The 22319-nt window shown below is 71.0% G+C and carries 23 protein-coding genes and 1 tRNA gene; 17 read left to right on the forward strand and 7 right to left on the reverse strand.

Annotated elements, in window-relative coordinates; all coding sequences use genetic code 11:
* Positions 1 to 94: 94 nt before the first annotated feature.
* Positions 95 to 1339: a PTS transporter subunit EIIC gene (locus tag ACFYST_RS29955; RefSeq protein ID WP_387866837.1), complete on the reverse strand. Its 1245-nt coding sequence runs from the start codon at positions 1337 to 1339 to the stop codon at positions 95 to 97.
* 219 nt (positions 1340 to 1558) lie between these two features.
* Positions 1559 to 2851, reverse strand: a complete 1293-nt coding sequence (locus tag ACFYST_RS29960; protein ID WP_387866839.1) for a PTS transporter subunit EIIC — start codon at positions 2849 to 2851, stop codon at positions 1559 to 1561.
* 363 nt (positions 2852 to 3214) lie between these two features.
* On the opposite strand from ACFYST_RS29960, the gene ACFYST_RS29965 reads away from it, so the two are divergent.
* The 4 genes from ACFYST_RS29965 (at position 3215) to rdgB (ending at position 5504) form a co-directional block, all read left to right on the forward strand.
* On the forward strand, positions 3215 to 3448 hold the full coding sequence (locus ACFYST_RS29965) for a glucose PTS transporter subunit EIIB (RefSeq protein WP_014135942.1): 234 nt from the start codon (positions 3215 to 3217) through the stop codon (positions 3446 to 3448).
* Between the two features lie 166 nt (positions 3449 to 3614).
* The gene (gene rph / locus ACFYST_RS29970; RefSeq protein ID WP_387647432.1) at positions 3615 to 4340 is read left to right on the forward strand and encodes a ribonuclease PH; all 726 of its coding nucleotides are present in this window, start codon (positions 3615 to 3617) and stop codon (positions 4338 to 4340) included.
* A 102-nt stretch (positions 4341 to 4442) separates the two neighbouring features.
* On the forward strand, positions 4443 to 4871 hold the full coding sequence (locus ACFYST_RS29975) for a hypothetical protein (protein ID WP_387647430.1): 429 nt from the start codon (positions 4443 to 4445) through the stop codon (positions 4869 to 4871).
* A gap of 27 nt (positions 4872 to 4898) precedes the next feature.
* A complete protein-coding gene (gene rdgB / locus ACFYST_RS29980; protein WP_387866841.1) occupies positions 4899 to 5504 on the forward strand; it encodes an RdgB/HAM1 family non-canonical purine NTP pyrophosphatase in 606 nt (201 codons plus the stop codon).
* 62 nt (positions 5505 to 5566) lie between these two features.
* On the opposite strand, the gene ACFYST_RS29985 is transcribed toward rdgB, so the two are convergent.
* A tRNA-Leu gene (locus ACFYST_RS29985) sits at positions 5567 to 5650 on the reverse strand.
* 104 nt (positions 5651 to 5754) lie between these two features.
* Here ACFYST_RS29985 and ACFYST_RS29990 point away from each other — a divergent pair.
* Together ACFYST_RS29990 and ACFYST_RS29995 are read left to right on the forward strand one after the other, a co-directional pair.
* Entirely contained in the window at positions 5755 to 6048 is a 294-nt protein-coding gene (locus ACFYST_RS29990; RefSeq protein ID WP_387866843.1) for a hypothetical protein, read from the forward strand.
* Between the two features lie 185 nt (positions 6049 to 6233).
* Positions 6234 to 8585 (forward strand): chitinase C-terminal domain-containing protein, encoded by a 2352-nt coding sequence (locus ACFYST_RS29995; protein WP_387866866.1) that lies wholly within the window; start codon positions 6234 to 6236, stop codon positions 8583 to 8585.
* 72 nt (positions 8586 to 8657) lie between these two features.
* Here the strand turns inward: ACFYST_RS29995 and bcp are convergent, their stop codons facing one another.
* Positions 8658 to 9131, reverse strand: coding sequence for a thioredoxin-dependent thiol peroxidase (bcp, locus tag ACFYST_RS30000; protein ID WP_387647421.1), 474 nt, complete (start codon positions 9129 to 9131; stop codon positions 8658 to 8660).
* Between the two features lie 150 nt (positions 9132 to 9281).
* Between bcp and ACFYST_RS30005 the strand changes: the two genes are divergently transcribed.
* The 11 genes from ACFYST_RS30005 (at position 9282) to ACFYST_RS30055 (ending at position 19774) form a co-directional block, all read left to right on the forward strand.
* Complete coding sequence (locus ACFYST_RS30005) at positions 9282 to 9623, forward strand: DUF3618 domain-containing protein (protein WP_387647419.1); 342 nt, start codon at positions 9282 to 9284, stop codon at positions 9621 to 9623.
* A 137-nt stretch (positions 9624 to 9760) separates the two neighbouring features.
* Positions 9761 to 10063 (forward strand): co-chaperone GroES, encoded by a 303-nt coding sequence (locus tag ACFYST_RS30010; RefSeq protein WP_100588626.1) that lies wholly within the window; start codon positions 9761 to 9763, stop codon positions 10061 to 10063.
* A gap of 169 nt (positions 10064 to 10232) precedes the next feature.
* On the forward strand, positions 10233 to 11036 hold the full coding sequence (locus tag ACFYST_RS30015; RefSeq protein ID WP_387647416.1) for an ABC transporter permease: 804 nt from the start codon (positions 10233 to 10235) through the stop codon (positions 11034 to 11036).
* A 61-nt stretch (positions 11037 to 11097) separates the two neighbouring features.
* Complete coding sequence (locus tag ACFYST_RS30020; protein ID WP_387866870.1) at positions 11098 to 11862, forward strand: ABC transporter permease; 765 nt, start codon at positions 11098 to 11100, stop codon at positions 11860 to 11862.
* A gap of 16 nt (positions 11863 to 11878) precedes the next feature.
* Positions 11879 to 12847 (forward strand): ATP-binding cassette domain-containing protein, encoded by a 969-nt coding sequence (locus tag ACFYST_RS30025; RefSeq protein ID WP_387647414.1) that lies wholly within the window; start codon positions 11879 to 11881, stop codon positions 12845 to 12847.
* A gap of 60 nt (positions 12848 to 12907) precedes the next feature.
* A complete protein-coding gene (locus ACFYST_RS30030) occupies positions 12908 to 14110 on the forward strand; it encodes a glycosyltransferase family 2 protein (protein ID WP_387866846.1) in 1203 nt (400 codons plus the stop codon).
* Positions 14111 to 14148: 38 nt separating this feature from the next.
* Positions 14149 to 15438 (forward strand): nucleotide sugar dehydrogenase, encoded by a 1290-nt coding sequence (locus ACFYST_RS30035; protein WP_387866872.1) that lies wholly within the window; start codon positions 14149 to 14151, stop codon positions 15436 to 15438.
* Between the two features lie 64 nt (positions 15439 to 15502).
* Positions 15503 to 16786 carry a DUF445 domain-containing protein gene (locus ACFYST_RS30040; RefSeq protein ID WP_387866874.1) on the forward strand — a complete coding sequence of 428 codons (1284 nt, stop codon included), beginning with the start codon at positions 15503 to 15505 and terminating at the stop codon, positions 16784 to 16786.
* A 114-nt stretch (positions 16787 to 16900) separates the two neighbouring features.
* Positions 16901 to 17701, forward strand: a complete 801-nt coding sequence (locus ACFYST_RS30045; RefSeq protein ID WP_387866849.1) for a hypothetical protein — start codon at positions 16901 to 16903, stop codon at positions 17699 to 17701.
* Between the two features lie 160 nt (positions 17702 to 17861).
* A complete protein-coding gene (locus tag ACFYST_RS30050) occupies positions 17862 to 18662 on the forward strand; it encodes a hypothetical protein (RefSeq protein ID WP_387866850.1) in 801 nt (266 codons plus the stop codon).
* Positions 18663 to 18733: 71 nt separating this feature from the next.
* Positions 18734 to 19774: an adenosine deaminase gene (locus tag ACFYST_RS30055; protein WP_387647404.1), complete on the forward strand. Its 1041-nt coding sequence runs from the start codon at positions 18734 to 18736 to the stop codon at positions 19772 to 19774.
* A 60-nt stretch (positions 19775 to 19834) separates the two neighbouring features.
* Here ACFYST_RS30055 and ACFYST_RS30060 read toward each other — a convergent pair whose 3' ends face one another.
* From ACFYST_RS30060 to ACFYST_RS30070, 3 genes are all read right to left on the reverse strand, one after another.
* On the reverse strand, positions 19835 to 20902 hold the full coding sequence (locus tag ACFYST_RS30060) for a Gfo/Idh/MocA family oxidoreductase (RefSeq protein WP_387866852.1): 1068 nt from the start codon (positions 20900 to 20902) through the stop codon (positions 19835 to 19837).
* A 9-nt stretch (positions 20903 to 20911) separates the two neighbouring features.
* Positions 20912 to 21172, reverse strand: a complete 261-nt coding sequence (locus ACFYST_RS30065) for a hypothetical protein (protein WP_387866853.1) — start codon at positions 21170 to 21172, stop codon at positions 20912 to 20914.
* Between the two features lie 165 nt (positions 21173 to 21337).
* Positions 21338 to 22117 carry an HAD-IIA family hydrolase gene (locus ACFYST_RS30070; protein WP_387866856.1) on the reverse strand — a complete coding sequence of 260 codons (780 nt, stop codon included), beginning with the start codon at positions 22115 to 22117 and terminating at the stop codon, positions 21338 to 21340.
* Positions 22118 to 22319: the final 202 nt, after the last annotated feature.

Genomic DNA, 22319 nt, shown 5'->3' on the forward strand with positions numbered 1-22319 from the left:
CTGGCTGTCGGGGGCGCGATCTTGCGGGCGTGCTCCTTCCGCTTCGCGCAGTTCCCCGCGCCCCTGCGGGGCGCGTCCTGCGGGGCGCGCGGTCCTATGTTTCCTCGAAGCCTTCTTCCTCGCGCCCAGGGGTTTTCAGGTCGAAGCGGAGGATGACGAATCGGAAGGCCGTGTAGTAGATCACCGCGATGACCAGGCCTATCGGGATGATCAGCCAAGGTCTGGTGGCGTAGCCCCAGTTGAGGACGTAGTCGATGACGCCGGCGGAGAAGGTGAAGCCGTGGTGGACGCCGAGGGCCCAGGTGGCGGCCATGGAGATGCCGGTGAGGAGGGCGTGGGCGACGTAGAGGGCGGGGGCGATGAAGACGAAGGCGAATTCGATGGGTTCGGTGATGCCGGTGGCGAAGGAGGTGAGGGCGAGCGAGATCATCATGCCGAGGACGGCTCGGCGGCGTTCGGGGCGGGCGCAGTGGGCGATGGCGAGGGCGGCGGCGGGCAGGCCGAACATCATGACGGGGAAGAAGCCGGACATGAACTGGCCCGCGTTGGGGTCGAGTTGGAAGAAGCGGGTCTGGTCGCCGTGGAAGGTGCGGTCGCCGACGGTGTAGTTGCCGGCCTGCTGCCAGAAGAAGGTGTTGGCGATCTGGTGCAGGCCGAACGGCAGGAGCGCCCGGTTGATCAGGCCGAAGACGCCGGCGCCGAGTGCGCCGAGGCCGATCACCCAGTTGCTGAACTCGTCGACGGCGGAGCCGATCGGGCCCCAGCAGAGGCCGAAGAAGACGCCGAGGCCGGTGCCGACGAAGGCCATCACGATGGGTACCAGTCGGCGGCCGTTGAAGAAGCCGAGCCAGTCGACCAGCCGGGTGCGGTGCAGGCGTTGCCAGAGCAGGGCGGAGAGCAGGCCGACGACGACTCCGCCGAGTACCCCGGGGTCCTGGTAGGTGGCCTCGATGTCCTTGCCGGGGAGCACCTGGTAGGCGGTTTTGGGGAAGGCGGTGAGCACCTGGTGGTACGTCAGGAAGCCGACCAGTGCGGCGAGTGCGGTGGAGCCGTCGGACTTCTTGGCGTAGCCGATCGCGATGCCGACGCAGAACAGCAGCGGCATCCAGTCGAAGACGGCGTGGCCGGACGCGGCGAAGACTTCGGCGACCTTGGTCCAGCCGAGGCCCTTGGGGCCGAACACGTCGTCCTGACCGAGTCGGAGCAGGATGCCGGCGGCGGGCAGGACGGCGATCGGGAGCTGGAGGCTGCGGCCGATCTTCTGGAGGGCGGGGAAGACCCGGAAGCGCAGGGCCCGTCCGCCCGGTGCCGCCTGCGAGTTCGGTGCGGTCGTACTCATAGCGGGCGGTTCCTCACGGCAGCGCGATCCTGGTCTAGACCACTGGTGGCCCGGTCCAGTTTCTAGCACGCACCGAACACGCTCCGGAACCCTCCGAAGGTCGGCCCCCGTCAAGCGCTGCGGAATCGAAACCTGCCCGGCCCGCCGCCTCGGCCGCCGGACAACACGGCGCCCCCGGACGGAAATTGTCTCCCACCGGGGGCGCGCAGGGCGAATTCGTCAGGCCTTGGTCGGGTCCTCGATCTCGCCCTCCTCCTCGCGTCCTGGTGTTTTCAGGTCGAATTTGACGATGACGAACCGGAAGACGACGTAGTAGACCGCGGCGAAGCACAGGCCGATCGGGATGATCAGCCAGGGTTTGGTGGCCAGGTTCCAGTTGATCACGTAGTCGATGAGTCCGGCCGAGAAACTGAAGCCGTCATGGACGCCGAGCGCCCAGGTAATGGCCATCGAGGCGCCGGTGAGCAGGGCGTGGATGCCGAACAGCAGCGGGGCGACGTAGGCGAAGGAGTACTCGATGGGTTCGGTGACGCCGGTGACGAAGGAGGTCAGCGCGACCGAGGTCATCAGGCCGTAGATCTCCTTGCGGCGGTGCGGCTTAGCCGAGGCGGCGATGGCCATCGCGGCGGCGGGCAGCGCGAACATCATGATCGGGAAGAAGCCGGAGAGGAACTGGCCGGCCGTCGGGTCGCCCGCCAGGAAGCGGCCGATGTCGCCGGTGGCGGTCTTGCCGGTGTGCGGGTTGGTGAAGGTGCCGAACTGGAACCAGACGAAGGTGTTCAGCAGCTGGTGCATGCCGACCAGCAGCAGGGCGCGGTTGGCGACGCCGAAGATGCCGGAGCCGCCGGCGCCCAGGTCGGACAGCCACTTGGAGAAGTCCTCCAGCCCGGTGCCGATCGGCTGCCAGATCCACACCATCAGCGAGCCGAACAGCAGGCCGACCAGGGCGGTGATCATCGGGACCAGGCGGCGGCCGTTGAAGAAGCCCAGCCAGTCGACCAGCTTGACCCGGTGGTAGCGCACCCACAGCTTGGCCGAGAAGAGACCCATCAGGATGCCGCCGAGCACGCCGGGGTTCTGGAAGTCCACCTTCACCACTGTCTTGGCCTCGAAGTCGACGCAGACCGTCTGCTCCAGCACCGAGGGGACCGGGCAGGCCTTCGGGAAGGCCCGCAGGACGGCGTAGTAGACCAGGAAGCCCGCCACCGCGGCGAGCGCGGTCGAGCCGTCCGCCTTCTTGGCCATGCCGATCGCCACACCGATGCAGAACAGCAGCGGCAGGCCGAGGGCCGGGTCGAGGAGCGCGCCGCCGGCGGCGGCGATGGCCTTGGCGACCCGGTCCCAGCCGAGGCCGTCCTTGCCGAAGATGTCGTCCTGGCCGAGGCGGGTGAGGATGCCGGCGGCGGGCAGCACGGCGACCGGCAGCTGGAGGCTGCGGCCCATCTTCTGCAGGCCGCCGTAGAAGGTGTGCCACCAGGTGCTCTGATGAGCGGCGGCGCCTGTTGAACTCAATCGTCGGCCCTCCGTGCTTCGCGTGCCCGGTCCGTCCGTGGGAGGGCCAGGAACACCGGCGGATCGTCCGGCGTTGTCCGAGTACACCTATAATTGGTGTAGACCATTTATGGGGCCGGAGGCGGTCCGCCGGGCCCATGGGCCCGGTGATCGTCATCTTCGGGCGACCCCCGAGCGGACCGCGCGCGGAGCTGGTCCGAACGTGGACCAACATGGCATATCGTCCGGAATCGGGTGATGCTGGTCGCGCCGTCGGAAGGCGCGGCAGACTGATCCCGAGTCACTTCCGGCCGGTACCACCGCACACGCAGTACGGCACCCGGCGACCGACCGCCGATGCGCCGAGACAGAGGGAGAAAGACCATGGCCAGCAAGGCTGAGAAGATCGTCGCCGGTCTCGGCGGAATCGAGAACATCGACGAGGTCGAAGGCTGCATCACCCGGCTGCGCACCGAGGTCCACGACGCCTCCAAGGTCGACGAGGCGGCCCTCAAGGCGGCCGGCGCCCACGGTGTGGTGAAGATGGGCACCGCCATCCAGGTCGTCATCGGCACCGACGCCGACCCGATCGCGGCCGAGATCGAAGACATGATGTGAGCCGAGGCCCCGCCGGCCCGCCCCCGGACTCCCGGGTGGCGGGCCGTCGCACGTTCCAGGGACGGGACGGGGACGGAACGGGGACGAGGGTGGGGACGGGGCAGGACGGGGCAGGGCAGGACGGGACGGGGACGGGCGGGGAGCCGGACGGGATACGCTCGTTCGCATGTCACGCATCGACGGCCGCACCCCCGACCAGCTCCGCCCCATCACCATCGAACGGGGCTGGAGCAAGCACGCCGAAGGATCCGTCCTGGTCTCCTACGGCGACACCAAGGTGCTGTGCACCGCCAGCGTCACCGAGGGCGTCCCGCGCTGGCGCAAGGGCAGCGGCGAAGGCTGGGTCACCGCCGAGTACGCCATGCTGCCGCGCGCCACCAACACCCGCGGCGACCGCGAGTCGGTGCGCGGCAAGATCGGCGGCCGCACCCACGAGATCAGCCGGCTGATCGGCCGCTCGCTGCGCGCCGTGGTCGACCACCGGGCGCTCGCCGAGAACACCTTCGTACTGGACTGCGACGTCCTCCAGGCCGACGGCGGCACCCGCACCGCCGCGATCACCGGCGCGTACGTGGCGCTGGTCGACGCGGTCTCCTGGGCCCGCGAGAAGAAGCTGCTGCGCGCCAAGGGCCAGCCGATCACCGGCGGCGTCAGCGCGGTCAGCGTCGGCATCATCGACGGCGTCCCGATGCTCGACCTCCGCTACGAGGAGGACGTCCGGGCCGAGACCGACATGAACATCGTCTGCACCTCCGACGGGCGCTTCGTCGAGGTCCAGGGCACCGCCGAGGGCGCCCCGTTCGACCGCGACCTGCTCAACCAGCTGCTCGACCTGGGCAGCCTGGGCTGCGCCGAGCTGGACGAGATCCAGCGCAAGGCGCTCGAGCTGTAACGGCTTCCCCCGGGAACCGCGGTGGGCCGAACGGCCGTCAGAACCGAAGGGCAGGCCCGCGTGTGCTGTACAGGCACGCGGGCAGACCCTTAACGTTCCGCTGTGAGCCCGCACACCCTCCTGGAGGACTCGCCGATGCAGCAGCCACTCAGCATCAACCGCACCACCGCGCTGGCCGTCGCCGCGTTGGTGCTGATCCTGCCGCTGAGTGCGGTCAGCTGCTCCGCCGCGGAGAAGGCGGTGAGCTGCGCCAACACGGCCGTGCAGCTCTCCACCGACGTGGCGCAGCTCGGCTCCGCGTACAACAACGCGGACAAGGACCCGGCCGCCGCGGGGAAGGCCGTCCAGAAGATCAAGGGCGACCTGGACAAGATCGGCCGCAACTCCAGCGACGCCGACCTGGCCAAGGCCGTCGGCGACCTGCAGACCCAGGTCGACAAGGTGCAGAAGGCCATCGACGCCAACGAGACGCCCGACCTCGGCCCGCTCGGGGACGCCGCGGGGCGGATCAGCAAGGTGTGCACGGGCTGAGATCAGCGGGTGGTTAGGCTTGCGGGCATGACCACGCGCCTCGTTCTCGCCACCCGTAACCAGCACAAGGTCGCCGAGCTGCGCGACATCCTCGGCGCGGCCGGGCTGGATGTCGAACTGGTCGGCGCGGACGCCTTCCCCGAGGTGCCGGACGTGCCGGAGACCGGCGTGACCTTCGCCGAGAACGCCCTGCTGAAGGCGCACGCGCTGGCCCGCGCCACCGGACTCCCCGCGGTCGCCGACGACTCCGGGCTGTGCGTGGACGTGCTCGGCGGGGCGCCCGGCATCTTCTCCGCCCGCTGGGCCGGCCGGCACGGCGCCGACAAGGCCAACCTGGACCTGCTGCTCGCCCAGCTCGGCGACATCGCGGCCGAGCACCGCGCCGCGTCCTTCGCCTGCGCCGCCGCGCTCGCGCTGCCCGACGGCACCGAGCGGGTCGTCGAGGGCCGGCTGCACGGCACGCTGCGCACCGAGCCGGCCGGCAGCGGCGGCTTCGGCTACGACCCGATCCTGCAGCCGCTCGGCGAGAGCCGGACCTGCGCCGAGCTGAGCGCCGAGGAGAAGAACGCGATCAGCCACCGCGGTCAGGCGTTCCGCTCGCTCGCCCCGGTGGTGGCCGAACTGCTCGGCTGAGACTCCGCGTTGACGCGCGAAGGGCCCACCCGGAACGTTCCGGGCGGGCCCTTCGCCATGGGTGCGGCCTGAGGGACTCGAACCCTCACGAGATTTCTCTCACGGGCACCTAAAACCCGGGCGTCTGCCAATTCCGCCAAGACCGCAGGCAGCGACTTCCCCGTCATGCTACTTGTCCGTCACCTCGACGTGCACCACCCTTTCAGGCGGCGTCCGGTCCCCCCGCCGGGCGTGAATATCGGAGCGACCCGTGCCGACCACCCGGAGCGCGTGGATCTACGACGGCACCAGCCTGTGGGTCGGCGATGCCTCGCGGGCCATCTCGGCGCGCGGCGCGTACGCCACCAGCAAGGGCCTGGGTGGCATATTCGCCTGCTCGCTGGAGGGCGACGACCCGTCCGGGATGCTGGTCAACGCGATGGCCGCGAGCATGAAGTGGCGTCAACTCGCTCTGGAGAAGGCCGGATCGTCCGAGTGCGGACGGTTCGGCCTTTCTTGCCAAGTTGGTACAGACCTGTTGACGTGGATGGTCCAGACCTTTTAAGTTCGGCGGAACTTCCCCCACATGTGCATGCCCTCCCACAGGCATGCACGCGACACTCTCTCCCGGAGGACCGAGTGTTGATCCGACACACCACGGCGCAGCGTCCCACCGCTGCCGGCCGTCAGAAGAGCGGCCGCAAGGTGGCGTTCGCCGCCACCGCGGCGGCGGGACTCGCGGGCCTGCTGATGGGCACGCTCGGCGTCGCGCCGTCCGCCGCCGCCGTCGACAACCAGGCGTGCCGCCCCGACGGCATGTACACCACGCCCGGCGTCGACGTCCCCTACTGCAACGTCTACGACACCAGCGGCCGCGAGCAGATGGGCGCCGACCACCAGCGCCGCGTCATCGGCTACTTCACCGGCTGGCGCACCGGCAAGGACGGCACGCCCGCCTACCTGGTGAACAACATCCCCTGGGACAAGGTCACCCACCTCAACTACGCGTTCGCGCACGTCGCCGGTGACAACACCATCTCGGTGGGCACCGACAACGCGGACAACGCCTCCACCGGGATGACCTTCCCGGGCGTGGCCGGCGCGGAGATGGACCCGTCGCTGCCCTACAAGGGCCACTTCAACCTGCTCAGCAAGTACAAGAAGCAGTTCCCGAACGTCAAGACCATGGTCTCGGTGGGCGGTTGGGCCGAGACCGGCGGCTACTTCGACGACTCGGGCAAGCGGGTCAACTCCGGCGGCTTCTACTCGATGACCGTCAACGCGGACGGGTCGGTCAACCAGGCCGGCATCAACACCTTCGCGGACTCCGCCGTCAACTTCATCAAGAAGTACGGCTTCAACGGCGTCGACCTCGACTACGAGTACCCGACCTCGATGAAGGACGCGGGCAACCCGCTCGACTACTCCATCTCCAACGCCAAGCGCGCGTCCCTGATGAAGGGCTACGCGGCGCTGATGAAGACCATGCGCGAGAAGCTCGACCGGGCCTCCGCCGCCGACGGCAAGTACTACCTGCTGTCGGTCGCCGCCCCGTCCTCGGGCTACCTGCTGCGCGGCATGGAGACCTTCCAGGTCACCCAGTACCTGGACTACGTCAACATCATGTCGTACGACCTGCACGGCGCCTGGAACAAGTACGTCGGCCCGAACGCCGCGCTGTACGACGACGGCAAGGACGGCGAGCTCGCGGCCGCCAACGTGTACGGCACCTCGCAGTACGGCGGGATCGGCTACCTGAACGGTGACTGGGCCTACCACTACTTCCGCGGCGCGATGCCGGCCGGCCGGATCAACCTCGGCGTGCCGTACTACACCCGCGGCTTCCAGAACGTGCAGGGCGGCACCAACGGCCTGTGGGGCACCGCCTCCACCACCAACTGTCCGGCCGGATCCGGCCTGACCACCTGTGGCGACGGCGCAGTCGGCATCGACAACATCTGGCACGACCTGGACGACAACGGCAAGGAGTCGCCGGCCGGCTCCAACCCGATGTGGCACGCCAAGAACCTGGAGAACGGCATCCTGCCGGACTACCTCTCCAAGTACGGCGTCAAGGACACCGCGCTGAACGGCAGCTACACCCGCAACTACAGCGCCTCGCTGGTCGCCCCGTGGCTGTGGAACGCCGACAAGAAGGTCTTCCTGTCCACCGAGGACGACCAGTCCATCGGTGCCAAGGCCGACTACCTGGTCAACCAGGGCGTCGGTGGCGCGATGATCTGGGAGCTCGCCGGCGACTACAAGTGGGACGCCACCGCCAACGGCGGCAAGGGCGAGTACGTCCAGGGCAACACCATGACCTCGCTGCTGTACGACAAGTTCAAGGCGGCCTCGGCGTACGGCGCGACCCGCTCCACCGTCGCGCTGCCGCAGCAGACCCTGCCGATCGACGTGTCGTTCACCAACTTCGCGCTGGGTGACAACAACTACCCGATCAACCCGAAGATCCACATCGTCAACAACTCGACCGTCACCCTGCCCGGCGGCACCGAGTTCCAGTTCGACTACTCGAACTCCGCGCCCAGCAACGCCGCCGACCAGTCCGGCTTCGGCTCCAAGGTCATCCGGGCCGACCACACCGGCAACAACACCGGCGGTCTGAAGGGCACCTACAACCGGGTCTCGCTGAAGCTGCCGACCTGGCAGTCGCTGGCGCCCGGCGCCTCGGTGGACGTCGCGTTCGTCTACTACCTGCCGGTCTCCACCCCCGCCAACTGGACTGTCAACGTCGGCGGCACCCTGTACGGCATCACCGGCGACTACACCCGCGGCGCCACCGCGGGCACCGGCTCGCCGTCGCCGAGCACCTCGGCCAGCGCCTCTGCGTCGGCCTCCGCCTCGCCCTCGCAGTCGGCCTCGCCGTCGGCGTCCGCGTCCGCCTCGGCTTCGCAGTCCGCGTCGCCGTCGGCGTCCGCCGGCAGCTGCTCGGCCGCGCCGAGCTGGAGCGCCGGGACCACCTACGCCGCCGTCACCAAGGTGTCGTGGAAGGGCCACTACTACCAGAACAAGTGGTGGACCGCGGGCGAGGACCCGTCGCTGAGCGGCGCCTGGGGCGTCTGGACGGACCTCGGGGCCTGCTGATCCCGGACCCATGAACGGCGGTGGCGGTCGACCCGGTCGGGGGGTCGGCCGCCACCGCTGCCGCGTTCTCGGTTACTGCCCGACCTTCAGGTCCTTCAGCAGCTTCGCGACATGGCCGGTGGCCCGGACGTTGTAGAGCGCCCGCTCGACCTTGCCCTGCTCGTCCACGATCACCGTGGAGCGGATCACACCCTGGTAGGTGCGGCCGTAGTTCATCTTCTCGCCGTACGCGCCGTACGCCTCGAGCACCTTGTGCTCCGGGTCCGACAGCAGCGTCACCTTCAGGTGCTCCGTCTCGCGGAACTTGCCGAGCTTCTCCGGCTTGTCCGGCGAAATGCCGATCACGTCGTAGCCCGCGCCCGCGAAGACCTCCAGGTTGTCCGTGAAGTCGCAGGCCTGCTTGGTGCAGCCCGGGGTCAGCGCCGCCGGGTAGAAGTAGACGATCACCTTGCGGCCGAGGTGGTCGGCCAGCGACACCTCGTTGCCGTCGGCGTCGGGCAGGGTGAAGGCGGGGGCGGTGTCGCCCGCCTGCAGGCGCTCGCTCACGATGGTGCTTCTCTCCTCCGGTCCAGGACAGGGTGGTGCTCCCCGCCAACCTACCTCCGTTGGTGGGTGGCGCTGCGCGAGCGCGACAGTGAGCTGACAGACTGTCGGTGCAGAGACGTACCTAGCGGTAACAGAGATGGGGTGGCCCCAGTGGCAGCGAGCAGCAAGGACACGTCGGCACCGCGCACGACGGCCCAGATCGAGGCGGACATCGCCGGGACCAGGGACAGGCTCGCCGCGACCCTCGACGAGCTCGCCATGCGCGTGCACCCGGCCACCGTCGCCGCCCAGACCAAGGCCAAGCTGCGCGCCACGGTCGAGCAGCGGGCCGGCAAGGCGTACGTCGCCGCGAGCGGCGCCGTCGAGCAGGTCAAGTCCAGGTTCGTCGACGAGGATGGGCGGCCGCGACCCGAGCGGATCGTGCCCGTCGCGCTGGTCGGCGTCGGCGTGGTGCTGCTCATCGCCTCCGCGAAGCGGCGCCGCAAGGGCTGACAGCTCCTGCGGACGGCGGGGACCCGGGTTTCGACGCCCGGGACCCCGCCGTTTTCGCTGTCCGGTACGGTCGGGGAGTGAGTGAGAACGACACGCAGAGCAGACACGACCGGCTCGGGGAGAAGCTTCCGATTCGGATGCTGCACGACCGGGTCCTCGTCAGGACCGAGACCGGCGAGGGCGAACGCCGCTCCACCGGCGGCATCCTGATCCCCGCCACCGCGGAGCTTTCGCGCCGCTGCACCTGGGCCGAAGCCGTGGCCGTCGGCCAGAGCGTCCGCTCGGTGGAGCCCGGCGACCGGGTGCTCTACGACCCGGAGGACAAGCTGGAGGTGGAGGTGCGCGGCGCGACCTACATCCTGCTCCGGGAACGCGACCTGCACGCGGTGGCGGCGGGACGCTTCGGGGACCTTGAAGGGTCGACGGGGCTGTACCTGTAACAGCTTGGGATTATCGGTCCGCAAGGTCGCGAGCACGTGCAAGTAATTGCCCGGCGTCGCGACCTTGCGGTTTGGTACGTTCCCCTTCGCGCAGTTCTCCCCCAGCCCCAGCGGGCCGGGAGGTACCCCCACGCGCCCCTGTTTTCCAGCACCCAAGGAGACAGCCGACATGTTCGGGGTCTACTTAGCCGTCGCCCGCGGCGCGTTCCGGCGGTATTCGACGTATCGGGCGGCGACGGTGGCGGGGGTGGTCACCAATAGCGTGTTCGGGGGGATCCTGGCGTCGACGATGCTCGCGTTGTGGCATGCGAGGCCGGGGCTCGGGGGGTATGACGCGCGGCAGGCGGTGACGTATGTGTGGATCAGCCAGGCGTTGTTGGTGACGGTCGCGGTGTGGGGCGGCGGGTTCCAGGACGATGTGCAGTCGCGGTTCCGGAGTGGGGACATCGCGATCGATCTGTACCGGCCGGTGGATTTCCAGGGGTGGTGGCTGGCGACGGACCTGGGGCGGGCGGGGTTTCAGCTGCTGATCAGGGGTGCGGTGCCGCTCGCGCTGGGTGCGCTGGTGTTCGAGCTGGCGTTGCCGTCGGAGCCGCTGGTGTGGGTGGAGTTCCTGCTGGCGGTGGTGCTGGCGGTGGTGGTGAGTTTCGGGGTGCGGTTCCTGGTGTCGTTGGCCGGGTTCTGGCTGGACGACTCGGAGGGGGTGCGGGCGGCGGTGGTGGTGGTGTCGATGTTCTTCTCCGGGATGCTGCTGCCCCTGCCGTTGTTTCCGGGTTGGTTGGGGGAGTTGGCGGGGGTGCTGCCGTTCTCGGCGATGGTGCAGTTGCCTTCCGATGTGTTGTTGCAACGGCGCACCGGGCACAGCCTGGTGACCTTGTACGCCTTCCAACTGGCCTGGGCGGTAGCCCTGTTGGCGGTGGGGCGGGTGGTGCAGGCGCTCGCGGTGCGCAAGGTGGTGGTGCAGGGTGGTTGAGAGCGAGTCGTTCGCCGCCCGGGCGGGCTGGGCGGTGCGTTCGTGGTGGCTGATCGCCGCGATGTGGGGCCGGTCGATGCTGACGTACCGGACGTCGTTCCTGCTGGGGCTGGGCGCGAACGTGCTGATCACGTTCCTGGACTTCGCGGTGCTGATCCTGATGTTCCGGCACACCCGGCAGCTGGCCGGCTGGACGCTCGCCGAGACCGGGTTCCTGTACGGGACGTCGTCGGTGGCGCTCGGCGCGGCCAACCTGCTGGTCGGTTCGGTGAGCGGGCTGGGCGAGCGGGTGCGGTCCGGGTCGCTGGACACCATGCTGATCCGGCCGGCCCCCGCGCTGGCCCAACTCGCCGCCGAGCGCTTCTCGTTGAGACGGCTGGGCCGGCTGGCGCAGGCGTTCGCGGTGCTCGGCTGGTCGCTCACCGCGCTGGACGTGCGGTGGACGTGGGACCGGGTGCTGATGGTGCCCGGTCTGCTGCTGTGCGGGACGGTGATCTTCTGCGCGGTCTTCGTCGGCTGCTCCTGCGTGCAGTTCTGGTGGGGCGAGGCCGCCGAGCTGCAGAACTCCGTGACGTACGGCGGCTCCACGCTGCTCCAGTACCCGCCGACGGTGTTCGCGAAGGAGGTCGTCGCGGGCACCGTGTTCGGGGTGCCGCTGGCGTTCGTCAACTGGCTGCCCGCGCTGCACATTCTGGGCCGGCCCGACCCGCTCGGGCTGCCCGTCGCGTTCCACTTCGCCTCGCCCGTCGCGGCGGCGCTGTGCGTGCTGGCGGCGGCGCTGGCCTGGCGGGCCGGGCTGCGTGCCTACCGTTCCACCGGAAGCTGAGAGAGGGAGAGTGACCGTGGCGGTGATCGAGGTCGAGGACGTCCGGCGGACATTCACCGTCCGCACCAGGAACGGCCGTTGGCGGCGCGAGAAGCGCGAGGTGCGGGCCGTGGACGGGCTCACCTTCCAGGTCGAGGAGGGGGAGTGCGTCGGCTACATCGGGCCGAACGGGGCCGGCAAGTCGACGACGGTGAAGATGCTCACCGGGATCCTGGTGCCCACCGGCGGGCGGCTGCGGGTGGCGGGAGTGGACCCGGCGGCCAGGCGGGCCGCGCTGGCCCGGCGGATCGGCGTGGTGTTCGGCCAGCGCACCACCCTGTGGTGGGACCTGCCGCTGCGCGACAGCTACGAACTGGCCCGCCGGATCTACCGGATCCCCGACGCCCGCTACCGGACCAACCTCGACCGGTGCGTCGAACTGCTCGACCTGGGCGGCCTGTTGGACACCCCCGTACGGCAGCTCTCGCTCGGCCAGCGGATGCGCGGCGACCTCGCCGCCGCCCTCCTGCACGACCCGAACGTGCTGTACCTCGACGAGCCGACCATCGGACTCGACGTGATCAGCAAGACCAAGGTCCGCGAGTTCCTCCGCGAGACCAACCGCGAACAGCGCACCACCGTGCTGCTCACCACCCACGACCTCACCGACATCGAGCAGCTGTGCGGCCGGGTGATGGTGATCGACCACGGCCGGCTGGTGCTGGACGGCCCGCTGGAGCAACTGCACGCGGCCGGCGAGAGCGAACGCACCCTGGTGGTCGACCTGGCCACCGCGCACCCGCCGATCGAACTGCCCGGGGTGCGCACCGTCAAGGTCGAGGGCCCGCGGCAGTGGCTGGCGTTCCCGGCCCGGCAGAGCGCCGCCCCGCTGGTCGCCGCCGTCGCCGAGCGCTACCCGCTGGTCGACCTGTCGCTGCGCGAACCCGCCATCGAGGACGTGATCGCCCGGATCTACGCCGGCGCCGCCACCGAACCCGCCGTCTGACCCACTCACTCGTTCGGGTGGGGGAGGTGACCGAACGGTCGGCCCGGGAGTTGGTATCTCGTGACCGAGCCCGAACCGGACGTCAGTGTGGTGATCGCCGTCCACGACACCATGCCGTACCTCACCGACTGCCTGAACTCGCTGGCCGAACAGACCATCGGCGCGGACCGGATGGAAGTGGTCGCCGTCGACGACGGGTCGAGCGACGGCAGCACCGAGGAACTCGCCCGGTTCGCCGACGCCCACCCCGGACTGCTGCGCACCGTACGGCAGCCCGCGTCCGGCGGCCCCGCCAAACCCACCAACCGCGGCACCGACCTGGCCCGCGGCCGCTACCTGATGTACCTCGGCGCCGACGACTGGCTCGGCCCCGAGGCACTGGAGCGGATGGTCGACACCGCCGACCGCTGGCAGTCCGACGTGCTGATCCCCAAACTCGTCGGCGAGAACGGCCGGATCGTCCCGCAGGGCATCTTCGAGCGCACCGCCGAACACGTAGGCTTCACCGACTCGGCGCTCGCCTGGGCACTCGCCGACACCAAGATGTTCCGCCGCGCCCTGGTGCTCAGCCACGGCCTGCGCCGCCGCGAGGACCTGCCGGTCTGCTCCGACCAGCCGTTCACCCTCGGCGCGCTGCTCAACGCCCGCAAGGTGTCCGTACTCGCCGACTACGACTACTACCACCTGGTGCTGCGGCAGGACCGCTCCAACGTCACCCACCGCGCCGGGCCGATCGACCGGCTGCGCGCCATGGGCGCCGTCCAGGAGGTGCTGGAGCGGGGCACCCGCCCTGGCCCCGCCCGCGACGCCGTCCGGGAACGCTACTTCAGCTGGGACGTCCCGCAGGTGCTGCAGGAGCAGTTCCTCTCCGAACCGCCCGCCATGCAGCGGCGCATCCTCGGCGAGATCGGCCGGCTGCTCGACCGGCACTGCCCACCCGCCGTGTTCGCCGCCGTACCGGTACCCGCCCGGCTGCGCCTCGCGCTCGCCCGCCGCGGCGAACTCGCCACCCTGTGCGAACTCATCGACTGGGAACGGCAGCACGGCCCCGCCCCCGTCGAACGCCGCGGCGGCCGGCTGTACGCCCGCTACCCGATGTACCGCGACCGGCGGCTCGGCCTGCCCGACACGCTGTTCGACACCGGCCGCGCCCCCGGCCCCACCGGCTGGCGACGGATGGTCCCCGCCCCCGCACGCCGCGCGCTGCGCCGCGCCCGGAAGGCCTGGCGCGGCCGCCCCGACACGCTGCGGGCCGCCCGATGACACCAGACGTCCTACCGGAAGGTGACCGAGTGACGGCGCTGCACGTCTGCGTGGTCGGACTGGGCAAGATCGGCCTGCCGCTGGCCGTCCAGTTCGCCACCAAGGGACACCGGGTCACCGGCGCCGACATCGCCCCCGCGGTGGTCGCCGCCGTCACCGCCGGGCGCCCGCCGTTCCCCCGCGAGGCCCACCTCGACGAACTGCTCGCCGAGACCGTCGCCGCCGGCCGCCTGCACGCCACCACCGACACCGCGGCCGCCACCGCCGCGGCCGACGCCGTGGTGATCGTCGTCCCGCTGCTCACCGACGCCGACGGCCGGCCCGACTTCGCGCTGCTGGACGCCGCCACCGACGCGGTCGCCGCCGGGCTGCGGCCCGGCACGCTGATCAGCTACGAGACCACGCTGCCGGTGGGCACCGTGCGGGGCCGGTTCGCCCGGCGGCTGGAGGACGGCTCCGGGCTGAGGGCCGGCCGGGACTTCGCGCTGGTGTTCAGCCCCGAACGGGTCCGCACCGGGCGGGTCTTCGCCGACCTGCGGCGCTACCCCAAGCTGGTCGGCGGCATCGACGAGGAGTCCACCCGGCGCGGCGTCGCGTTCTATCGGGCGGTGCTGGACTTCGACCCGCGCCCCGACCTGCCGCGCGGCAACGGCGTGTGGGCGCTGAGCGGGGCGGAGGCCGCCGAGTTCTCGAAGCTCGCCGAGACCACCTACCGGGACGTCAACATCGCGCTGGTCAACCAGTTCGCCCGGCTCGCGGACCGGGTCGGCGTCGACCTGGTCGAAGTGATCGACGCCTGCAACTCACAGCCCTACAGCCACCTGCACCGCCCCGGCATCGCGGTCGGCGGGCACTGCATCCCGGTCTACCCGCGGCTGTACCTGTGGAACGACCCGGACGCGACCGTGGTGCGCGCCGCCCGGGAGGCCAACGAGCAGGTCCCGGCGTACGCGGTCGGACTGCTGGCGGGCGCGCTCGGCCCGCTGGACGGTGTCGCCGTCACCGTGCTCGGCGCGTCCTACCGGGGCGGCGTCAAGGAGACCGCCGTCTCCGGGGTGTTCCCGCTGGTCGCGGCGCTGCGGGCGGCCGGCGCCCGGGTCGGCGTCAGCGACCCGCTGTACACGCCGGAGGAACTCGCCGCGCTCGGCCTGCCGCCCGACGACGGCAAGCCCGTCGCCGCGCTGGTCGTGCAGGCCGACCACCCCGAGTACCGGGACCTCGGCGCCGTCGACTTCCCGGGCGTGCGGGTGCTGCTGGACGGCCGGCGGGTCACCGACCCGGCCCGCTGGGAGGGCGTCCGGCGGATCGTCCTCGGCGGGGGCGGCTGACCGGGCGGATTCGCGGGGCGGCGGTCGTCTGGCCCGCCCGGTGTGCCAGGCTGACGGGGTGAGTGTGGACGAGACGGCACCCCCAGGAGTCAGCTTCACCGCCGCCGACGAGGCCAAACGGCAGGGCGTACGGCGGATGAAGACCATCGCCACCGGCCTGCTCGGCCTGGCCACGGTCGTCTTCGCGCTCGCCACCTGGGCGGGGTCCGCCGGCGCGGGCAGCTGGGCCGGGTACGTGGCGGCCGCCGCCGAGGCCGGCATGGTCGGCGCGCTCGCCGACTGGTTCGCCGTCACCGCGCTGTTCCGCCGGCCGTTCGGCCTGCCGATCCCGCACACCGCGATCATCCCCACCAAGAAGGACGCGTTCGGGCGTTCGCTCGGCGACTTCGTCGGCGACAACTTCCTGTCCCCGTCGGTGGTCCGGGCCCGGCTCGGCCGGATCGGGGTGGCCCGGCGGCTCGGCGAGTGGCTGTCCGCGCCCGGCAGCGCCGAACGCGTCACCCACGAGGCCGCCGCCGCGCTGCGCGGCGTCCTCGCGGTGCTGCGCGACGAGGACGTGCAGGCCGTGGTTGCCGAGGCGATCACCCGGCGGGCCGCCGCCACCTCGGTCGCCGAACCCGCCGGCCGGCTGCTCGGCAAGATCGTCGCGGACGGCGGCCACAAGGGCGTGGTCGACCTGGTCGCGGCCCGGGCCCGCGACTGGCTGGTCGAGCACCACGTCGACGTGGTCTCCCGGGTCACCGCCAAAACCCCCGGCTGGACGCCGAAGTTCATCGACCACCAGGTCGGCGAGCGGGTCTACAAGGAACTGCTGCGCTTCGTCACCGACGTCCGCGACGACCCGGAGCACCCCGCGCGCGGCGCCCTCGACAACTTCCTCGCCGACTTCGCGCAGGAACTCCAGCACGACCCGGAGACCATCGCCCGGGTCGAACGCGCCAAGTCCGACCTGCTGGCCCGCCCCGAGGTGCAGGACCTGATCGCCTCCTCCTGGTCGGCGGTCCGCACCCTGGTGATGAACGCCGCCGAGGACGAGGACAGCGAGCTGCGCCGCCGGATCACCGCGGCCCTCCGCTCCTTCGGCCGCCGCCTCGCCACCGACGGCAAACTCCAGGCGAAGACCGACGGCTGGCTGCTGGACGCCGCCGAGTACGTGGTCTCCACCTACCGGGAGGAGATCACCTCGCTGATCTCCGACACGGTGGCCGGCTGGGACGCCGACGACGCCTCCCGCAAGATCGAGGCGAACGTCGGCCGCGACCTGCAGTTCATCCGGATCAACGGCACCGTGGTCGGCGCGCTGGCGGGCCTGCTCATCCACACCGTCAGTACGGCACTGGGTGGTTGACGAACGGTCCGGTCCGCCCCCGGCGGGTGGGTGTCCGACCCCTTCGGTAGGGTGATCGACCGATCGGCACGGCCAGGGGGGCCGGGGCCTTTCCAATCCATGGGGGAATTCACTGTGAAGACGGTTCACGCACGCACGCTCGGACTCCGCATCGCCGCCCTGGCGGCGGCCGGCCTGGTCCTGACGGCCTGCAACGACGACGACCTGGGCACCGGGGCGACCGGCCAGACCTCGCCCACCGCGCCGGCCTCCTCGTCCGCCACTGCCGGCGCCAGCGGCAAGGCCAAGGACCCGGCCAAGCCCAGCACCCGCCCGAGCGGCACCGCCGCGGGCGGCAACTCCGCCACCGCGCAGGCGAAGACCAACAAGCTCGCGCTGACCCCGGCCGAGTGGGGCGCCGGCTACCAGACCAGCGCCGACGACGACACCGCGATCACCGCCTTCACCATGGACAAGTCCTGCGTCTACAAGGACTCCGGGCAGGTCAAGACCCTCGTCGCCTACACCGGCCGGTTCGTGAAGGCACCGCGACCCGACGGCGACGAGGTCATGGGCACCAGCGTCGCCTCCGAGTTCACCAACGCCGACGCCGCGCACCAGGACATGGCGGAGCAGCTGGCCAACGTCCTGCGCTGCACCAACTACAAGGACGGCGAAGGCAACGAGTTCAAGGCCGTGCACGACGTCGACGCGCCGAAGGTGGCGGGAGCCGACGAGGTGTACGCCGAGGAGGGCCTGGCCGTGTACGGCACCACCGACGGCGGCAAGACCCAGGACCGCCCGTTCTCCCGCGTCGTCGCGCGCAAGGGCGCGGTGACCATCTCGGTGCTGGTCGACCTCGCCCCCAACCAGCAGGTCTTCGAGGGCCGCGCCCAGGTGCGGGCGCTGCTGCAGAAGGCCACCGCCAAGTGGTGACACCGCCGCTCGCGGCAGCGGGTTAGCTTGTGGCGCCGGGTGGTTGACGAACCGTCCGGCGCCGGTTCGGTCCGCGCGTGTCCGACCGATTCGGTAGGGTGATCGACCGATCGGCGCGGCCAGGGGGGTCGGGGCCTTGTATTTCCATGGGGGATTCACCGTGAAGACGGTTCACGCACGCACGCTCGGACTGCGCATCGCCGCCCTCGCGGCGGCCGGCCTGGTTCTGACGGCCTGCAACGAGGACGACGCGGCCACGGGGGCGACCGGGCAGACGTCGCCGAGCGCGGTGGCTTCGGCGCCGGCGTCCGCGAAGGCCAGCGGCAAGGCGAAGGAGCCGGTGAAGCCCAGCGCCCACGCGAGCGGCAGCACGACGGGCGGCGACGCGGCGGCCCAGGCCAAGACGAACAAGCTCGCGCTGACCGAGAAGGAGTGGGACAACGCCTTCGTCTCCGACGGCGACGACTACACCGGTCTGTTCAACTCCGCGATGGACAAGTCCTGCAAGTTCAATCCCGACACCACCTCGGACAAGGGGCTGCAGGCCGACACCTACCGGTACGTGCGCCAGGACCATGAGAAGGACAGCACCTACGCGAGCACCGGGGCGATGTCCTTCACCACCGCCGACGCGGCGGTGAAGGAGATCGCCAAGCGCAGGGACAACACCAGGCGCTGCCCGAACTACACCAATGACGACGCTCATGCCGCCAACCAGGGTGTCCACGAGATCGAGTCGCCGAAGGTGCCCGGTGCCGACGAGGTGTACGCCGAGGAGGGCCGCGCCGTGTACGACACCGACGGCGGTGGCAAGTCCGCCGCACGGCCGTTCACCTCGGTGATCGCCCGCAAGGGCTCCATCACCGTGGAGGTGTTCGTCGACCTCGACCCCGAGCGGCAGGCCTCCGAAGGCCGGGGGCAGGCCCTCGATGCGCTGAAGAAGCTCACCGCCAAGTGGTGACACCGGCGTTCGCCGCGGCGGGTTAGCATGCGAGGTCTGTCCGGGTCCGGGTGAGTAGACGGGAGCGTGCCGTGGCCGAGGGTGTCCAGGGGATCGAGGCGTTCATCGCCGGAATGCCGAAGGCGGAGCTGCACGTGCACCACGTCGGCTCGGCCTCGCCGCGGGTGGTCGCCGAACTCGCGGCGCGGCACGCCGGGCGCACCAAGGTCCCGGCGGACGCGGAGGCGCTCGCCGAGTACTTCACGTTCACCGACTTCGCGCACTTCATCGAGGTGTACCTGAGCGTCGTCGATCTGATCCGGGACGCCGAGGACGTTCGCTCCCTCACCTACGGCGTCGCCGAGGACATGGCCCGGCAGAACATCCGCTACGCGGAACTGACCGTCACGCCCTACTCGTCGGTCCGTCGCGGCATTCCCGACGTCGCCTTCATGGAGGCGATCGAGGACGCCCGGCTGGCCGCCGAGAGGGAACTCGGCGTTGTCCTGCGCTGGTGCTTCGACATCCCCGGCGAGGCCGGACTGGCCTCCGCCGAGGAGACCGCCCGCCTCGCGCTCGACCTGGCGCCCGCCGGACTGGTCTCGTTCGGCCTCGGTGGCCCCGAGATCGGCGTGCCGCGCCCGCAGTTCAAGCCGTACTTCGACCGGGCCCGGGCGGCCGGCCTGCACAGCGTGCCGCACGCCGGCGAGTCCACCGGGCCGGAGACGGTCTGGGACGCGATCCGGGAGCTGGGCGCGGAGCGCATCGGCCACGGCACCCAGTCGGTGAAGGACCCGGCGCTGGTCGACTACCTCGGCGAGCACCGGATCCCGCTGGAGGTCTGCCCGACCTCCAACCTGGCCACCCGGGTGGTCGAGCGGATCGAGGACCACCCGATCCGCCGGATGGTCGACGCCGGGCTGCTGGTCACCGTCAACAGCGACGACCCGCCGATGTTCGGCACCGACCTGAACACCGAGTACGCGGTCGCCGCGAAGCTGCTCGGCCTGGACGAGGCCGGGATCGCGGCGCTCGCCCGCAACGCGGTGGAGGCGTCGTTCCTGGACCCGGCGGGCAAGCGCCGGCTGACCGGCGAGATCGACGCCCACCTGGCGGCCTGGCCCACCGCCTGACGGGCCACCGGGTCACCGGCGGGGCGGTGAGGATCCCGCCGGTGACTTCGACCGTGCCGGTCAGGGAAGGCGGACGACGCTCGCCGTCGCGGCGGAGGCGCGGGCGGCCTCCAGGACGGTCAGGGTGGCGACGGCGTCCCAGGGGTTCACCGGCGGCGGGGTGCGGTCGGTGAGCGAGGCCGCGATGCCCGCGTAGAAGGCGGGGTAGTCGCCGGCGTCGGTGGTGATCGGTTCGACGTCGCCGTCGCTGCCCAGCAGACCGTACGCGGCCGGGTCGTCGTCGCCCCAGTGGCTGTCCGGCCCGGGGCGGCGGCCGGCCCGGAGCGCGGCCTCCTGCGGGTCCATGCCGAACTTGACGTAGCCGGCGCTGTCGCCGAGGACCCGCAGCCGGGGCCCGGCGAGCGGGGCGAGGGCGCTGGTCCACAGGTGGGAGCGGACGCCGCCGGTGTGAGTGAGGGCGAGGAACGCGTCGTCGTCGACCACCGCGCCGTCCCGGCGGACGTCGATCTCCGCGTACACCGTCTCGACCGGCCCGAACAGGGCGAGGGCCTGGTCGACCAGGTGGCTGCCCAGGTCGTACAGGGTGCCGCCGACCTCCGCCGGGTCGGCGAGCTCGCGCCAGCCCGGCTTGGGCTTGGGACGGAAACGCTCGAAGCGGGACTCGAAGCGGTGCACCCGGCCGAGCCGGCCGTCCTCGATCAGGCGGCGGGCGGTGAGGAAGTCGCCGTCCCAGCGGCGGTTCTGGAACACCGACAGCAGCAGACCGGACTTCTCGGCGAACTCGCACAGGTCGCGGGCCTCGGCGCTGGTCGCGGCGAGCGGCTTGTCGACGACGGTGGCCAGGCCGGCCAGCAGCGCGGTGCGGGCCAGCGGCACGTGGGTGCGATTGGGGGAGGCGATCACCACCAGGTCGTAGCGGTCGGCGTCCTCGAACAGCTGGTCGGGGGTGTCGAGGGCGCGGGCGCCGGGGTGCTCGCGCTGCAACTGGGCGCGGCGCTCGGGATTGGCGGTGACCACCGCCTCCAACTGGAGTCCGGGGGTGGTGGCGATCAGCGGGGCGTGGAACGCCGAGCCGGCCAGGCCGTAGCCGATCAGGCCGACGCGGAAAGGGGCGGGGGGCGTGCTCATGACCCCCACTCAATCATCCCCGTCCCCCGGAGCGACGGAGGTCGTCCGGTCCGTATGCCCAGGTCGGGACGGCCCTGCGCCGCGGCGGCGCACGGTGACGGCGGCCGCACCGGTGAGCAGCAGCACCGAGCCGAGCGACAGCAGCACCCCGTCGGCGGTGCCCCCGTCGGCGAGGGCGGCAGCGGTGTCGGCCGCCGAGGCGGGTGCGGCGGCGCCGCCGAGCAGGGCGGTGGCGGCCAGCAGGACGGCGGTGCGGCGGACGGGGGCCACGGGCGGGCTCCTTGCGTCGGGCGGAGGGTGTGCCCGGGACACTAGCCGTACTGTGTAAGGAAGTTGACGGAGCGGCAGATCAATTAGGCGCCGCTTAAGGCTGACTTGAGGCGGTCCCGGCGTCCGGTCGCACGGCCGGACGCCGGTGGGGGATCCGGGCCTCGGTCAGATCAGCTCGACCAGGTCCGCGATGGACTCCACCACCCGGGTCGGGCGGTACGGGAAGCGGTCCACCTCGCCGGCCTGAGTGAGGCCGGTCAGCACCAGGAAGGTCGACATGCCGGCCTCCATGCCGGAGACGATGTCGGTGTCCATCCGGTCGCCGATCATCGCGCTGTTCTCCGAGTGCGCGCCGATCGCGTTCAGGCCAGCCCGCATCATCAGCGGGTTCGGCTTGCCGACGAAGTACGGCTCCACACCGGTGGCCTTGGTGATCAGCGCTGCGACCGCACCCGTCGCGGGCAGCGCGCCCTCGGCGGACGGGCCGGTCTCGTCCGGGTTGGTGGCGATGAAACGGGCGCCCGCGTCGATCAGCCGGACCGCCTTGGTCATCGCCTCGAACGAGTAGGTGCGGGTCTCGCCGAGCACCACGAAGTCCGGGTCGGTGTCGGTCAGCACGTAACCGACATCGTGCAGCGCGGTGGTCAGGCCGGCTTCGCCGATCACGTACGCGCTGCCGTTCGGGCGCTGGTCGGAGAGGAACTTCGCGGTGGCCAGTGCGGACGTCCAGATGTGCTCGGCCGGCACGTCCAGACCCATCCGGGACAGCCGGGCATGCAGGTCGCGCTGGGTGTAGATGGAGTTGTTGGTGAGCACCAGGAAAGGCTTTCCGGACTCACGCAGCCGCTTGATGAAGGCGTCGGCCCCCGGGATCGGCACGCCCTCGTGGATGAGGACTCCGTCCATGTCGGTCAGCCAGGTCTCGATGGGCTTGCGGTCTGCCACGGTGGGTCACTCCTAGGTCTTGCGACGGTCGAACGATCAATGTGCATCGCTCCGACCGGACACCGCTGGCCGGCCGGGCGCCACTGGCTGCCCCAACGTCGCTCAGCCTAGTACTGCAACGGTGCTTACAGTGACGGTCGTTGGGTTCGCTCGTTGGGCAGTTCATGGATGGGGAGATATCCGAGATCGATGCTCGTCGGTG

Source organism: Kitasatospora sp. NPDC004614 (assembly GCF_042873675.1).
In the GTDB taxonomy this organism is placed as follows: domain Bacteria; phylum Actinomycetota; class Actinomycetes; order Streptomycetales; family Streptomycetaceae; genus Kitasatospora.